Source organism: Kitasatospora sp. NPDC088264, assembly GCF_040685715.1.
In the GTDB taxonomy this organism is placed as follows: Bacteria; Actinomycetota; Actinomycetes; order Streptomycetales; family Streptomycetaceae; genus Kitasatospora.
Genome location: NZ_JBFBIR010000007.1, coordinates 122591 through 135981, shown reverse-complemented (window position 1 = coordinate 135981; position 13391 = coordinate 122591). Strand labels below are relative to the sequence as shown.

12 protein-coding genes are annotated in these 13391 nt (G+C 73.0%); 9 read left to right on the top strand and 3 right to left on the bottom strand.

Annotated elements, in window-relative coordinates:
• Nucleotides 1-122 precede the first annotated feature (122 nt).
• The 5 genes from pstC to AB0O82_RS08590 are packed head-to-tail and all read left to right on the top strand — an operon-like array spanning nt 123 to nt 6234.
• On the top strand, nt 123-1154 hold the full coding sequence (gene pstC, locus AB0O82_RS08610; RefSeq protein ID WP_350876910.1) for a phosphate ABC transporter permease subunit PstC: 1032 nt from the start codon (nt 123-125) through the stop codon (nt 1152-1154).
• 43 nt (nt 1155-1197) lie between these two features.
• Nucleotides 1198-2493 carry a phosphate ABC transporter permease PstA gene (gene pstA, locus AB0O82_RS08605; protein ID WP_363581522.1) on the top strand — a complete coding sequence of 432 codons (1296 nt, stop codon included), beginning with the start codon at nt 1198-1200 and terminating at the stop codon, nt 2491-2493.
• 38 nt (nt 2494-2531) lie between these two features.
• Nucleotides 2532-4397: a substrate-binding domain-containing protein gene (locus AB0O82_RS08600; RefSeq protein ID WP_363581520.1), complete on the top strand. Its 1866-nt coding sequence runs from the start codon at nt 2532-2534 to the stop codon at nt 4395-4397.
• Nucleotides 4394-5305: a sortase gene (locus tag AB0O82_RS08595; protein ID WP_363581518.1), complete on the top strand. Its 912-nt coding sequence runs from the start codon at nt 4394-4396 to the stop codon at nt 5303-5305. The genes AB0O82_RS08600 and AB0O82_RS08595 overlap by 4 nt, the downstream gene beginning before the upstream one ends.
• Nucleotides 5306-5343: 38 nt before the next feature.
• On the top strand, nt 5344-6234 hold the full coding sequence (locus AB0O82_RS08590) for a phosphate ABC transporter ATP-binding protein (RefSeq protein WP_363581516.1): 891 nt from the start codon (nt 5344-5346) through the stop codon (nt 6232-6234).
• A 32-nt stretch (nt 6235-6266) separates the two neighbouring features.
• Here the strand turns inward: AB0O82_RS08590 and AB0O82_RS08585 are convergent, their stop codons facing one another.
• Complete coding sequence (locus AB0O82_RS08585) at nt 6267-7112, bottom strand: HAD family hydrolase (protein WP_363581514.1); 846 nt, start codon at nt 7110-7112, stop codon at nt 6267-6269.
• A 199-nt stretch (nt 7113-7311) separates the two neighbouring features.
• Between AB0O82_RS08585 and AB0O82_RS08580 the strand changes: the two genes are divergently transcribed.
• From AB0O82_RS08580 to AB0O82_RS08570, 3 genes are all read left to right on the top strand, one after another.
• A complete protein-coding gene (locus tag AB0O82_RS08580) occupies nt 7312-7536 on the top strand; it encodes a hypothetical protein (protein ID WP_363581512.1) in 225 nt (74 codons plus the stop codon).
• 286 nt (nt 7537-7822) lie between these two features.
• Nucleotides 7823-9292 carry an AMP-binding protein gene (locus AB0O82_RS08575; RefSeq protein ID WP_363581510.1) on the top strand — a complete coding sequence of 490 codons (1470 nt, stop codon included), beginning with the start codon at nt 7823-7825 and terminating at the stop codon, nt 9290-9292.
• Complete coding sequence (locus tag AB0O82_RS08570) at nt 9289-10314, top strand: hypothetical protein (protein ID WP_363581508.1); 1026 nt, start codon at nt 9289-9291, stop codon at nt 10312-10314. Before AB0O82_RS08575 ends, AB0O82_RS08570 begins: the two co-directional genes overlap by 4 nt.
• A 70-nt stretch (nt 10315-10384) precedes the next feature.
• Here the strand turns inward: AB0O82_RS08570 and AB0O82_RS08565 are convergent, their stop codons facing one another.
• Together AB0O82_RS08565 and AB0O82_RS08560 are read right to left on the bottom strand one after the other, a co-directional pair.
• Entirely contained in the window at nt 10385-11635 is a 1251-nt protein-coding gene (locus tag AB0O82_RS08565) for a hypothetical protein (RefSeq protein ID WP_363581506.1), read from the bottom strand.
• 428 nt (nt 11636-12063) lie between these two features.
• On the bottom strand, nt 12064-12951 hold the full coding sequence (locus AB0O82_RS08560; protein WP_363581504.1) for an LLM class flavin-dependent oxidoreductase: 888 nt from the start codon (nt 12949-12951) through the stop codon (nt 12064-12066).
• Nucleotides 12952-13037: 86 nt separating this feature from the next.
• Between AB0O82_RS08560 and AB0O82_RS08555 the strand changes: the two genes are divergently transcribed.
• Nucleotides 13038-13349: a hypothetical protein gene (locus AB0O82_RS08555; protein ID WP_363581502.1), complete on the top strand. Its 312-nt coding sequence runs from the start codon at nt 13038-13040 to the stop codon at nt 13347-13349.
• The last annotated feature ends 42 nt before the right edge of the window (nt 13350-13391 follow it).

Genomic DNA, 13391 nt, shown 5'->3' with positions numbered 1-13391 from the left:
TCCGCCACCGAGTTGCCGCGTTGGGCCCTCGTACACACGCACGACCCGATCCGGCCACCTGTGGCTGGCCGAATGGGTACGCACCGGATCCGTCCCCCGCACCCGAGCACGGAGAGCAGACCATGACATCCGCCGCCGAGCCCGCGGCACCGTACGCCGGGGTGCCAGGCCAACCCGGCCACGGGCCCGACCGGGACGTCCCGCGCACCATCACCGCCCCCGCGACCCCGGGCGACCGGGTGTTCCGCGGGGTGCTGCGGGTCGCCGGGCTCTCAGTCTTCGCGATCATGGGGATGATCGCGTTCTTCCTGATCCTGCGGGGCACGGACGCGCTGCGCGCGGTCGGCTGGTCCTTCCTGACCGAGCAGAAGTGGCAGACCGCCGCGCACAACTTCGGCATCGCGGCCGTCCTGCCGAACGGCCTGCTGATCGCCGTCATCGCCCTGGTGATCGCCGTCCCGGTCGCCCTCTTCACCGCGATCTTCATCTCCGAGTACGCGCCGGTCCGGTTGCGGGCGGCGCTGATCTCGCTGATCGACCTGATGGCGGCGATCCCCAGCATCATCTACGGCCTGTGGGGGCTGTTCTTCCTCCAGCCGCGCATCATCGGCTTCGTCCGCTGGCTGACCAACCACCTCGGCGACACGATCCCCTTCCTCAAGGTGCGCACCGGCGACATCGGCACCTCCTACACCTCCTCCACCTTCATCGCGGGCGTGGTCGTCGCGTTGATGATCATCCCGATCGTGACCTCGCTCAGCCGGGAGGTGTTCTCCCAGGCCCCGCAGGGCGAGCGGGAGGGCGCGTACGCGCTGGGCTCGACCCGTTGGGGGATGGTGCGCGCGGTGGTCCTGCCGTTCGGCAAGGGCGGGGTGATCGGCGCGATCATGCTGGGCTTCGGCCGGGCGATGGGGGAGACGATCGCGGTCGCGCTGATCGTCTCGCCGAGCTTCAAGACCATCACGCACATCCTGGAGAACGGCGCCAACTCGATCTCGGCGCTCATCGCGCTGCGCTTCGGCGAGTCGGACGCGCTCTCGCTCTCCGCGCTGATGGCAGCCGGCCTGGTGCTGTTCGCGCTGACCCTGCTGGTCAACGTGGCGGCCGGCTTCGTGATCAACCGGTCCCGCTCCGGGGCCTCCACCGCGGACTGAGGCGGCGTACCGACATGACCCACCGCGTCGAAGGGACGACCCGATGACCACGCTCGACCTGCCACCGGTCGCCGCGTCCGGGCCCGGAGGTCCGACGCCCTCCGGCTCCGCCGAGGCACCCGCCGAGGCCGCGCCACCGCGCTCCCAGACCAAGGTGCGGCTCGGCGGGGTGACCCGCGAGGACGTGTTCACCGTGGCCGGCTCACTGGTCGGCTCGCTGGCGCTGAACTGGGCGCTGTACGAGCGGGTGCTGCCGTTCAGCGGCGCGTTCGGCTTCCTGGTCTGCTGGTACCTCCTGTTCCTGGCGGGCTACTTCGCGCTCGGCCGGCTCCAGTGGGGCAGGCTGATGGTGCGCGACCGGCTGGTGTCGGTGGCCTCCTGGAGCTCCGGGCTGCTGGTGGTCGCGCTGATCGTCGACCAGATCGGCTACGTGGCCAGCCGCGGCTTCGAGGCGGCCCAGCACCTCAACTTCTTCACCGAGTCGATGGAGCGGACCGCCGCGCTCTCCCCGATCACCTCCGGCGGCGCGCTCAACGCGATCGTCGGCTCGCTCGAACAGCTGGGCCTGGCAACGCTGTTCGCGGTGCCACTGGGCATCGCGGCGGCGATCTTCATGTCCGAGGTCGGCGGCCGGCTGGCGCGCCCGGTGCGGACGCTGGTCGAGGCGATGACCGCGCTGCCCTCCATCGTGGCCGGCCTGTTCATCCTCGGCGTCTTCATCATCACCTTCGGCTTCGAGAAGAGCGGCTTCGCGGCCTCGCTGGCGCTGACCGTGATGATGATGCCGATCGTCACCCGGGCCGCCGAGGTGGTCATCCGGCTGGTGCCCGGCACCCTGCGGGAGGCCTCGTACGCGCTCGGCGGCAGCCAGTGGCGCACGGTGTGGAACGTGGTCCTTCCCACCGCCCGGCCCGGTCTGGTGACGGCGGTGGTGCTCGGCATGGCGCGCGGCGTCGGCGAGACCTCGCCGGTCCTGCTGACCTCGGGCTTCACCTCGCAGTTCAACGCCGACCCGCTCCACGAGCACCAGGTGTCGCTGCCGCTGTACATCTGGAACTACGTCAAGCAGCCCTACCCCGAGATGGTCGCCCGCGCCTTCGCGGCCGGACTGACCCTGATGGTCCTGGTGCTGATCCTCTTCGTCACCGCGCGCGTGCTCGGCGGCCGCAAGCCGGGCGAGCTGACCAGGCGGCAGAAGCGCCGGATCGACCTGGAGGCGCGGCGCGCCGAGGCCGCCGCACGAGCCGCCCGGCCGTCCGACACCGTCCGTCCGGCGCTGGCGCGGACCGCGTCCGCCCATGCGCCGGCCACCGCCGTCCCACTCCCCGGGAACAGCTGATGACCCACCCAACCACCCTCCGTCCCAGAGGAGTCCCCATGTCGTGGGAGGCTGCCGGCCGCCCCGTGGCCCGCGCGCTCGCCCTGCTGATGTCCCTGTTGCTGCTCGCGGCCGCGCCGATGCTGGGGCCGGGCTCCCGGGCCTTCGCGGCGAGCGTCGCGCTGAGCGCGGACGGGTCCAGCTGGGCCGGTCCGGCCATCGACCAGTGGCGCCAGGACGTCGGGTCGCAGGGCATCCAGATCAGCTTCAACCCGGTCGGCTCGGCGGCCGGCCGCAACTCCTGGACCCTCGGGCAGAACGACTTCACCGCCTCCGACGTGCCGTTCCGCACCACGCCCGACGCCGGCGTGAACGACGCGGGCCGCCGCAACGGCCAGGGCAGCGCGGAGCAGCCGACCTACGGCTTCTCGTACGTGCCGATCACCGCCGGCGGCACCACCTTCATGTACAACCTGGTGGTCGGCGGCAAGCAGGTCCGCGACCTGCGGCTCTCGCCGCAGACCGTCGTCGACATCTTCACCAACAAGATCACCAACTGGAACGACCCGAAGATCACCGCCGACTACGGCAAGACGCTGCCCAACCTGCCGATCACCCCGGTGGTCCGCTCGGACGGCTCCGGCGCCACCGCGCAGTTCACCCGCTGGATGGAGCACACCCACAAGGACCAGTGGGACGCGTACTGCTCCTCCGTCAACGGCGTCTCCTGCGGTGACTACACCGAGTTCTTCCCGCCGTCCGGCCGGATGGTCGCCCAGAACGGCTCGGACGTCGTCGCCGGCTACATCAAGGCCTCCTCCGGCCTCGGCACCATCGGCTACGACGAGTACGCCTTCGCCAAGCGCAGCAACTGGCCGGTCGTGAAGGTGCTCAACCAGGCCGGCTACTACTCGCTGCCGACCGCCTCCAACGTCGCCGTGGCGCTCACCGCGGCGAAGATCCGCGGCGTCGACGACAACACCCCGGTGTCCGACCCGAACTACCTGCAGCAGAACCTCGACGGCGTCTACACCATGGACGACCCGCGCTCCTACCCGATCTCCAGCTACAGCTACGTGATCGTGCCGCGCTCCGGGGCCGCGCTGCCCCCGCCGCCCCGCTTCAACAACGACAAGGGCAGTGCCCTCAGCCGCTTCCTCGCCTACGTGCTGTGCGAGGGCCAGGGCGAGGCGGACGGCCTCGGCTACTCGCCGATCCCGCGCGGCCTGGTCAAGGGCGGCCTGCTGCAGACCAGGAGCATCCCCGGCAACGCCAGCCCGGTCGACCCGGACACCCTGTCCAACTGCGCCAACCCGACCTTCAACTCCACCGGTGAGCTGACCGTCCTCAAGAACGCGCCGCAGCCCAGCCCCTGCGACAAGCAGGGCGCTCCGCTGGACTGCACCGTGCAGGGCGGCCAGGCGGTCAAGACCGGCTCGGGCGCCGGCGGTTCCAGCAGCGGCGGCAGTGGCGGCGGCGCGGCCGGCGGTACCGGTGGCGGCGGCGGTACGGGTGGCACGGGCGGCGGCAGCGGCGGCGGCACGGGCCGGACCGGCAGCGGAACGAGCGGTGGTGCGGCCGGCGGCGCCGGCGGCACGGGCGGTGGCGCCGCGGGCACCGGCGGCACCGGGGACGGCGCCGCGGCGGCCGACGGCGCGGCCGGCACGGACCCGAACGCGGACGGCGCCGCACCGGGCGACCCGGGCACCGAGGACGTGGTCGACCCGCAGACCGGCCAGGTGGTCGCCCGCGGCCGCGGCGGCAGCACCGAGGTCGCGGCGAACGTGGTCGAGGTGGCCGGCAAGCCCGAGGACTGGACGCTGAGCACGCTCACCGCCCTCGAACTGCTCGCCGTGGTGCTCGTCCCGCCGCTGCTCGGCCGACGGCTGCTGCGCCGGCGCAAGTCCTCGGACGGCGCCTCGTGACCGCCCCGGTGCTGGAGAAGCCGGCCGCCCCCGCGCGGCCGGCCACGCCCGCGGGCCCGCCCGCCGCGACCCCCGCGACCGGGCCCGCCGCCGCCCCCGCGCGGCGCCGCCTCCTCCAGGGCGCCCGGGTGGCCAGCCTGCTGGCCGCGCTGGTGCTGGGCTTCGTCGGCTACCTGTTCACGCTCTCGCACGTCCAGGAACGGCACTTCCAGTCCACCGCGTACAAGACCTTCCGGGACCAGCTCGCCCGGGCCGTCGCCCCCACCGGGGCCGCCGCCGACGGCGCCCCGGTGGCCCTGCTGGACATCCCGGCGATCGGCCTGCACCAGGCCGTCGTGGTCGAGGGCACCACCGGCCGGGACCTCATGCGCGGGCCCGGCCACCGCCGGGACACCGCCCTGCCCGGCCAGGGCGGCGTCGCGGTGCTGTTCGGCCGCGGCGCCACCTTCGGCGCGTCCTTCGCCGAACTGTCCGGGCTCCGGGTCGGCGACAAGATCGAGGCCACCACCGGGCAGGGCAAGTTCACCTACACCGTCAACGTGTACGGCGACGGCGACCACCCGATCACCGACCCGGCCCGCAACCGGCTCGTCCTGGTCACCGGGGACTCGGACTGGATCCCCGGCTCGACCGTGATGGTCGGCGCCCGGCTGGACGGCGACCCCGAGCAGAACCCCGGCGGCCGGCCCAGGACCGTCCCGTACGACAAGGCGCTGGCCGCCGACAAGGGCGCGCTGGCCACGCTGCAGCTGTGGTCGCTCGGGCTGCTGGGCGCGGTGCTCGGCGCGCTCCTGCTGGCCCGGTACTGGCGGGCCTCGGCGGCCTACCTGAGCCTCGCGCCGGTGCTCGGCGCGCTGCTCTGGGCGGTCTACGAGAACGCCGCGGCCCTGCTGCCCAACCTCTACTGAAGCGCGCCCGGAAGGCCGTACCGATGACGGATGCACCGATGACCGACACCCCGACCACCGGCCTGGGCACGGCGGACGCCCCGGCGACCGACCCGGCCGCCGACACCCTCACCCTCCCGCCGCTGCCGCCGGCCCCGCACCCGGGCGGCGAGCCGCTGGCCGGGCTGGAGACCAGGGAGGTCTCCGCGTGGTTCGGCGCCCGCAAGGTGCTGGAGCGGGTCTCGCTGGCGATGCCGGCCGGCGAGGTCACCGCGCTGATCGGCCCGTCCGGCTGCGGCAAGTCCACCTACCTGCGGATCCTCAACCGGATGCACGAGATGGTGCGCGGCGCCGCGCTCGCCGGCGAGGTGCTGCTGGAGGGCGACGACGTCTACCGTCCCGGCCGGCGCCCCGCCGAGGTGCGGCGCCGGATCGGCATGGTGTTCCAGCGGCCCAACCCGTTTCCGGCGATGTCCATCCAGGACAACGTCGCCAGCGGCCTGAAGCTGGCCGGGATCAAGGTCTCCAAGGAGGAGCGCCGGGACCTGGTGGAGACCAGCCTGCGCCGCGCCGGGCTCTGGGACGAGGTCTCCACCCGGCTGCACACCCCGGGCGGCGCGCTCTCCGGCGGGCAGCAGCAACGCCTGTGCATCGCACGGTCGTTGGCGGTCTCGCCGGACATCCTGCTGATGGACGAGCCGTGCTCCGCGCTCGACCCGACCTCCACCCGGAGGGTCGAGGAGACCATCGCCGAACTGCGCGGGCGGCTCACCATCGTGATCGTCACCCACAACATGCAGCAGGCCCAGCGCGTCTCGCAGACCTGCGCCTTCTTCCTGGCCACCCACGACACCCCGGGCCGGATCGTGGAGGCCGGGCCGACCGCTCAGGTCTTCGGCAACCCGCGCGACCAGCGGACCTCCGACTACGTGAACGGCCGCTTCGGCTAGGTCCTGTTGTCCAGGGCCCGGGCGGCACGCCTTCAGGGGAGCCGCAGCAGCTCCTCCAGCACCGCCGCGACGCCGTCCTGCTCGTTGCTCACGGTGTGCAGCGGCACCGCCGCCAGCACCTGCGGGTGCGCGTTGGCGACGGCGTACGCGGTGCCGGCCCAGTCCAGCATCTCCAGGTCGTTCGGCATGTCGCCGAAGGCCACCACCTCGCTCCGGTCGATCCCGTGCCCGGCGCACCAACGGGCCAGCGTGCTGGCCTTGGTGACGCCGGGCGCGCTGATCTCCAGCAGCGGGATCGGCGCCGAGCGGGTGATCTCGGCCAGGTGCCCGGCCGCCTCCCGGGCCCGGGTGAGGAACGCGTCCGGGTCGAGGTCGGGGTGCTTGGCCAGCAGCTTGAACAGGCCCCGGACCGGCCCGCCGGCGCCCAGCAGCTTCTCCGCCGGGCCGACCGCGTGCTCCAGGTCGTCGCCCCACATCGGCACCGCGTACTCGGGCTCGCGGGCCCACCCGTCCGGGTACTCGAAGGCGAACGCGGTGCCGGGCAGCTTGGCGCGCAGCACCTCGACCACCGCCAGGGTGGTCTCCACCGGCAGCGGGAACGACTCCAGCAGCTCGCCGCGCCGCACGTCCACCACCGCGCCGCCGTTCGAGCAGATCGCCACCCCGTGGCCGCCGATGTGCGCGCTCACCTGCTGCATCCAGCGCGGCGGACGCCCGGTGACGAACACCACCTGCACCCCGGCCGCCTCCGCGGCCGCCAGGGCCGCGGCGGTGCGTTCGCTGACGGTGCCGCCGGCGCACAGCAGGGTGCCGTCCAGGTCGGTGGCGATGAGGCGGGGGGCGGTACGGGCTTCGGTCACCGGTCCATCTTCGCCCATCGGTGCCGCACCGGTCACCGGCGAGGACGGACCTCGTCGCGGACCCGCAGGACGGCGCCGCCGACCCGCCGGACCTGTGGCTTTCGGCCCCCTTTCGGCCCCCGAGGCTCCGTTTCCGGCCTATTCGCCCGCCGGCCGGGGTGTCCCCGGGGCGCGACGGGCAGGAGTGTGCACGGCCACCCCGTCGGCAGGAAGAGCCATGCCCACTCGCCAGCTCCGAGACGAGCCTCCCCCGACCATCCCGCCCGCCGCCTCCCCGGACGCCTCCCGGGACGTCTCCCCGGACGTCTCCTCGGGCGCTTCCCCGGACGCCTCCCGCGAGCCGGTCCTGCTCGGCGACGTCCTCTTCCACACCCTCGCCGAGATCGCCCGCCGCGCCCCCGAGCCCCGCCTCCCGGCCCAGCGCACCCGCCCGCACCCGTAGCTGCGGCACCGCCCGTTCGGGGCAAGGAATTTGATGCCGTCTCACCCCTGGTCGAGGCTTGTTCGATTCCCTAAACTGCACTCCCCACCCGCCGGCACCGGAGCACGTCATCGGGGCGTGCTCGGCCGCGCCGGCCAGCCCCACCAGGAGGTCTTGACATGGTCAAGCACTACTTCAAGTACGCCCTGAGCACCCTCACCGCCGCCATGTTCGCGCACATGGCCTGACCGAGTCGTCCCGGCCTGGGCCGGGGTGAGCATCCCCGGCCCAGGTTCCAGGAGGTCTCGTGTTCGGCACTGCGGTGAGTCAACTCCGGTACGGCGCATCGATCCTGCTCAACCGCAGGATCCGCCCCAAGGACCTCGGGCGGATCGCCGACGACATGGTCCGCACGCTCGCCGAGTTCGGCGAACCGGGCGCGGACTCGGCGCTGCTGCCGGGGCAGGCCGGTCAGGTCGACCCGGAGGTGCGGCGCACGGTCACCCGGCGGAGCCTGCGGGCCACCGCGCGCGCCGCCGTCCGCCACACGGCCTACTACCGGCGGACCTTCGACGACCTCGAGATCGACCCCGAGACGCTCGACACGGAGACCTGGTCGCGGGTGCCCGTCACCCCGAAGGCGGCCCTGCGCGGCCTGCCCGCCGCGTTCGTCTCCGCCGCCGCCACGCCCGCCCTGATGGCGCTGACCACCGGCACCAGCGGCACCCCGACCGCGGTCTGGTACTCCCGGGCCGAGTTGGAGACCACGATCGCCCTCAGCACCATCTCGGCGGCCCTGACCCTCGGGCTGCGCCCCCGGCACACCGTGGCCTACGCGGGCTGCTCCAGGGCCACCCTGCCACTGGTCGTCGCCGAGGAGTCCACCACCCGGGTCGGCGCCTCGTTCGTCCAGTTCGGGACGATCGACCCCGCGCTCGCCCTGGAACGCCTCGCCGCACCGCTCGGCCTGCCCGGCAAGGCCCCGCAGATCACCCACCTCACCGCCTCCGCGTCGTACCTCTCCGCGCTCGTGCAGGAGGCCGAACAGGCCGGGTGGCGGTCCGCGGACTTCGGGCTGGAGAGCATCGGGGTGGGCGGCGAGGTGCTGTCGGCCCCCCTGCGGGAGCGGGCCGAAGCGGCGTTCGGGGCACCGTTGTCCACGTCCTACCTGATGACGGAGACGCTCCCCTCGGGCGGCACGCCGTGCTCCCAGGGGCATCTGCACCACACCACCGAGTTCGGGCACCTGGAGGTGCTCGACCCGCAGACCTGGGAGCCGACCGCGCCGGGGGAGGTCGGGATGCTGGTGCACACCCCCTTCGTGCCCTACCGGGAGTGCACCCTGCTGCTGCGGTACGCCACCGGCGACCTGGTCCGGCTGCCCGTCGGCGGGACCGGGTGCGAGTGGGCGCACCTGCCGGCCACGTCCGCCGTCCTGGGCCGCTGGTCGGGGCCGCTCAGCGCCACCGTGCCGACCAGGGACGTCCTCGACCTGGTCGAGGGGGAGCCGGACGTGCCGCTGCCGGCCAGGTACACGCTGACCGAGGAGCCGGACGGCGGTGCGCTGCTGCACCTCCTGGTCCGGGCGCTGCCCGCGGCGACACTGCGCCGCAGGCTGGAGGAGCGGGCGTCGGCGGCGGGGCTGCCGCTGGCCGGCATCGTGCTCCACGACGACCGGTCGAAACTGCCGCCGTCCAGTCCGGTCCGCGCGGACCTGCGGGAACACACCTTCGAGTCGGCCCGTCCGGTCGGCGTCCGGGCCGGGAGCGGCGCATGAACGCGATCCCCCTCATCGCCCTGAGTTGCTGCGTGGCCCTGCTGATGGCCGCGGCCGGGGGGTACCTGGTCCGCGTGCGGATGCCCAGGCCTCCGGTGGGCGTCTACACCTCCGGCGACATCGCCGTCCTGTGCGTCGGCGTCGTGCTGGCCCCGCTGCTCTACCTCGAGCTGCCGGGCGTGGTCGTCTCGGCGCTGTTCGGCCTGGTGCTCTGCCTGGCGGTGCAGTTCACCCTGGCGCCGGTCTGCTCCGGCCGCTGGGCCTGGGGCCTCGCGCTCGTGGCCGCCGGAGCCACGGCGGCGTGCAGCGGCCACCCCGTCGCGGTGCGCGCCTGCACCGACGTGATGCTCGCCGTCGCGGTGGTGGGCGTGGCCAACCTGTGGACGCAGAGCGGAATGCGATCGGCGCACGCGGCCGGCCTGGCCGCCGTCCTGTCCTGCTACGACCTGGTCGCGACCACCCTGACGCAGGTCACCGCGAACTTCGTCACCCAGGTCCAGGGAAGGCCGTTCGCCCCGATGCTCGTCCTGACGGGCGGCAGCCCGCCGGTCGCCGTGGGCCTCGGCGACCTGCTGCTCCTCGTGCTGTTCCCCCTGGTCGCCGCCAAGGCGTTCGGGCGGACGGCCGCGTTGCTGGCGGCGGTCGTCGGAGTGGTCGTGACCAGCGCGGTCAGCGCGCTGTTCGCCCTGGGCGCGCTGACGGCGGGCTTCCCCCTGCTGACCGTGCTCGGCCCCCTGATCGTGGTGCAGCACGTGGTGTGGTCGCGCCGGCTGGGCGGCGAGCGGACGACGGCCCGCTGGCGCGCCGGCACCGCGTCGCCGGCCCCACGCCCCGACCGCCTCCAGCCGGACCACGCCGTGACGTCGGCCCTGTCCCTCACCCCGCCCACCGGGCTGGCACCGGGCACCTGGATCGCGATCGCCGACGGCCGGATCCTCGGCACCGGCAACTCCCCCGGCCTCGCCCGCCGCGACGCCCGCCAGCGCGGCACGGCCACCCTCCCCGTCGTGCGCCAGCTCTGACCGGGCGTCGGCCTTCTGACGGCGGCGGCCACGGCGGCCACGGCGGCCACGGCGTTCTCGGCGTTCGTGGCTAGGGGCGATGGGGTTGGCCCGGCACGCGCCGTGCGCTGGTGAACCGCTGCCGTCGCCCGCCGGCCGCCAGTTCGCCGAGGCGCTCGCCGACGACGGAGACGCCGGGCCGGGGCTCCTGCGCGTAGTACCAGGGCTTGCGTCGGCGCAACAGTTCCTCGCCGTGCTCGCTCCAGGCGAACCCGGGTTTCCGCAGCAGCTTCCGGAACACCGAGTCGGCGGTCTCCGGGTGGGCGGCGGCCAGTCGCCGGATCGGCAGTGGCGTGATCGACTGCTCGCGCAGGTACGTGCGCAGCAGGTCCTGGTGCGGTTTGCGACCCGTGAGGGAGGGGTCGGCGAAGAGCTCCCGCAACAGCCCGTAGTCCGCGTAGAAGTTGAGCCCGTCGACCTCGTCGTAGATGACTCCGATGGTGTCCGCGTCCGCAAGGTCCCGCGGCAGCTCGAAAGCCGGAAAGTCGAGGCCCGGGAGCCGCCTGCCCCGGGCGCGGTCGGGACGCCCGGCGGCGGTGTCCTCCTGCCGGTGCCGGTAGTAGGCGTTGAGCCGTTCCTCGGTTTCGGCGGGCGGAAGGACCAGTTCGTCGCCGCCGAAGAACTCGACGAACGCGTCCCGGTCCGCCCGCATCGACTCCCATCCCTGCTCGATCTTCTCGGGGTTGCGGAAGACCAGTTCGGGGTGGCTGGTGGCCAGTTGGAGTGCGGCCCGGGCGATCTCGGTGGCGCTGGACCTGGGGTAGAACGACATCGCCCCGGAGATCAGCCACGTCCCGTCGGCCGAGAAGACCGGCACCAGGCAGGCGTGGAGGAACCCTCCCTTCGTCACTCCCCGGAAAGCAGCCCGTCCGGCGTTCGAGTACGTGCGGTACTCCAGGTCGTCGATCAGGTTCAGCAGGACGAGGGCATCCCCGTCCTTGCGGCGGATCTCGAAGATCCCCTCGACCGGGTCCCGCCAGCCGAGCAGCATCTCCCGGTCGATCCCGTCCAGGTCCCGCCGCCCACCGACGAACCGGTCCACCACCGTCGAACCGTCCGGCAGGCGGAAGCGCAGGATGAAGTGGTCGGTGATCCGGACCGCCTCACCCTCGTCCAGCAGCCGTTCGGGCCCGGCCGCCTCCAGCAGCAGGGGAGTCAACCACCGGTCGAAGCGCGCACTCTGCGCGAAGGCGACCAGCTCCCCCTTCAACTCGGCACAGCGCTCGATCAGGTCGGTGAGCGAGCGCTCGCCGTGATCCGCGCCTCGAACGGCGATCGCCATGTCCTGCTCTCCCCACAAGCCGGTTCCGAAGTAGTGATGTGTGAGTTGCTCGGCTCTCGCCGTGGGCATCGACGGTGGCCCTCATCCAGCACGGCCAAAAGCTCGGCCCGCCCTGCCCGCTGCACCCATGGCGCCACGGTAGCGGTCGTGAGGGCGCCGTCGCCGAGGGTCGCTCGAAACCTCACCTGCCGGAGTGAAAACGCAGGGTCGACGGCACGCGTCTGGGTACCGTGATCCCGGCAACAAGAAGGCCGACCGAGTGGGCCGACGCCGGGCGTCGGCGCGACGCCCGACGGAACGGAGTGCGTGGTCGCCCAGGGCCGAGACGGCTGAGTGTCGCCGCTAGTCCGCCAACGGCCCGTCGGCCGCCGGCGGACTGGTTGCTTCGCGTGGGTCGGCGGCGCGAACCACGGGAAGCGAATCCTTGATCAGGCCAGCTGGGCGAGGCCCTCGGTGGCGATCCTCTCGAAGACGGCGAGGTCGTTCTCGAAGATCGAGTCCGGGACGGGCCAGTGGATCACCAACTCGGTGATGCCCAGGTCGCGGTAGGTGCCGGCCCAGTCCACGAAGGCGTCCAGCGACTGCAGAGGCTTCTCGGCGGTCGAGCCCTGGAGCAGCACCTTCTCCAGCTCGCCGGCGTCCCGGCCCCGTGCCTCGCAGGCGGCCGTCAGCTTCGCGATCTGCGCGGCGATCACGCCGGGCGCCTGCTCGACCGGCACGTCCGCGGGGCCCTTCGGGTCGCCGTACGTCACCCAGCCCTGCCCGTACTCGGCCGCCAGCCGTAGCCCGCGCGGGCCGGTCGCGGCGACGTAGAACGGCACCCGGGGGGTCTGCACGCAGCCGGGGACGTTCCGCGCCTCGACCGCCGAGTAGTACGTGCCCTCGCGGGTGGTGGCGTCGGTGCGCAGCAGCTCGTCAAGCAGCGGCAGGAACTCGCCGAAGCGGTCCGCCCGCTCCTTCGGCGACCACGCCTCCTGGCCCATCGCCGTCGCGTCGAAGCCGGTACCGCCGGCGCCGATGCCCAGTGTGACCCGCCCGCCGGACACGTCGTCCAGCGTGATCAGCTCCTTCGCCAGCGTCACGGGGTGGCGGAAGTTCGGCGATGTCACGAGCGTCCCGAGCCGCAGGCGCTCGGTCGCGGTGGCCGCCGCGGTCAGTGTCGGGATCGATCCGAACCACGGCTCGTCGCGGAACGACCGCCACGACAGGTGGTCATAGGTGTACGCGGCATGGAACCCGAGCTCCTCGGCCCGCCGCCAGATCTTCTGCCCCTCGCTCCACCGGTGGATGGGGAGGATCACGGTACTCAAGCGCATGCCCTCGACCCTACGCGTGTGCTCCGGCAGGTGAGGTTGCGAGCAACCCGCAGTGACGACACATGCGTAGCCGCTAGCGTAGTGCCATGGGTGCATTGGGCAGGACCGAGCTTGAGGCCATGATCGATGAGGCCACCGTCGACGCCTACGGCGAGGACGAGCAGCTGACCGGTCTGTTCACCATGCTGGAGGAGAACCTCGCGGTGCCGTTCGGCACGACGGTTCTCGGAGTGGAGGTGACTGTGCGCGGCGTCGACCTCACTCAGGATGGCCGGATCGTCGCACTGTGCTTTCGCGGCCGTGTTCGACAGGAGATCGGGATCCTGGAGCTGCCGATGCCGACACCTGCCCCGGACGGCGCCGAGTGGATCGAGGCTTACCGCCACTGGACCGGCTGACGCCAAGCAGCTCACACATCACTTCGGAACTCACCTGCAGAG

Excerpts from the sequence above, each read along its gene's own strand:
- AB0O82_RS08590 (WP_363581516.1), top strand. The coding sequence starts at position 5,344 with ATGACCGACACCCCGACCACCGGCCTGGGCACGGCGGACGCCCCGGCG.
- AB0O82_RS08585 (WP_363581514.1), bottom strand. The coding sequence starts at position 7,112 with ATGGGCGAAGATGGACCGGTGACCGAAGCCCGTACCGCCCCCCGCCTC.
- AB0O82_RS08580 (WP_363581512.1), top strand. The coding sequence starts at position 7,312 with ATGCCCACTCGCCAGCTCCGAGACGAGCCTCCCCCGACCATCCCGCCC.
- pstC (WP_350876910.1), top strand. The coding sequence starts at position 123 with ATGACATCCGCCGCCGAGCCCGCGGCACCGTACGCCGGGGTGCCAGGC.
- AB0O82_RS08555 (WP_363581502.1), top strand. The coding sequence starts at position 13,038 with ATGGGTGCATTGGGCAGGACCGAGCTTGAGGCCATGATCGATGAGGCC.
- AB0O82_RS08565 (WP_363581506.1), bottom strand. The coding sequence starts at position 11,635 with ATGGCGATCGCCGTTCGAGGCGCGGATCACGGCGAGCGCTCGCTCACC.
- pstA (WP_363581522.1), top strand. The coding sequence starts at position 1,198 with ATGACCACGCTCGACCTGCCACCGGTCGCCGCGTCCGGGCCCGGAGGT.
- AB0O82_RS08570 (WP_363581508.1), top strand. The coding sequence starts at position 9,289 with ATGAACGCGATCCCCCTCATCGCCCTGAGTTGCTGCGTGGCCCTGCTG.
- AB0O82_RS08600 (WP_363581520.1), top strand. The coding sequence starts at position 2,532 with ATGTCGTGGGAGGCTGCCGGCCGCCCCGTGGCCCGCGCGCTCGCCCTG.
- AB0O82_RS08560 (WP_363581504.1), bottom strand. The coding sequence starts at position 12,951 with ATGCGCTTGAGTACCGTGATCCTCCCCATCCACCGGTGGAGCGAGGGG.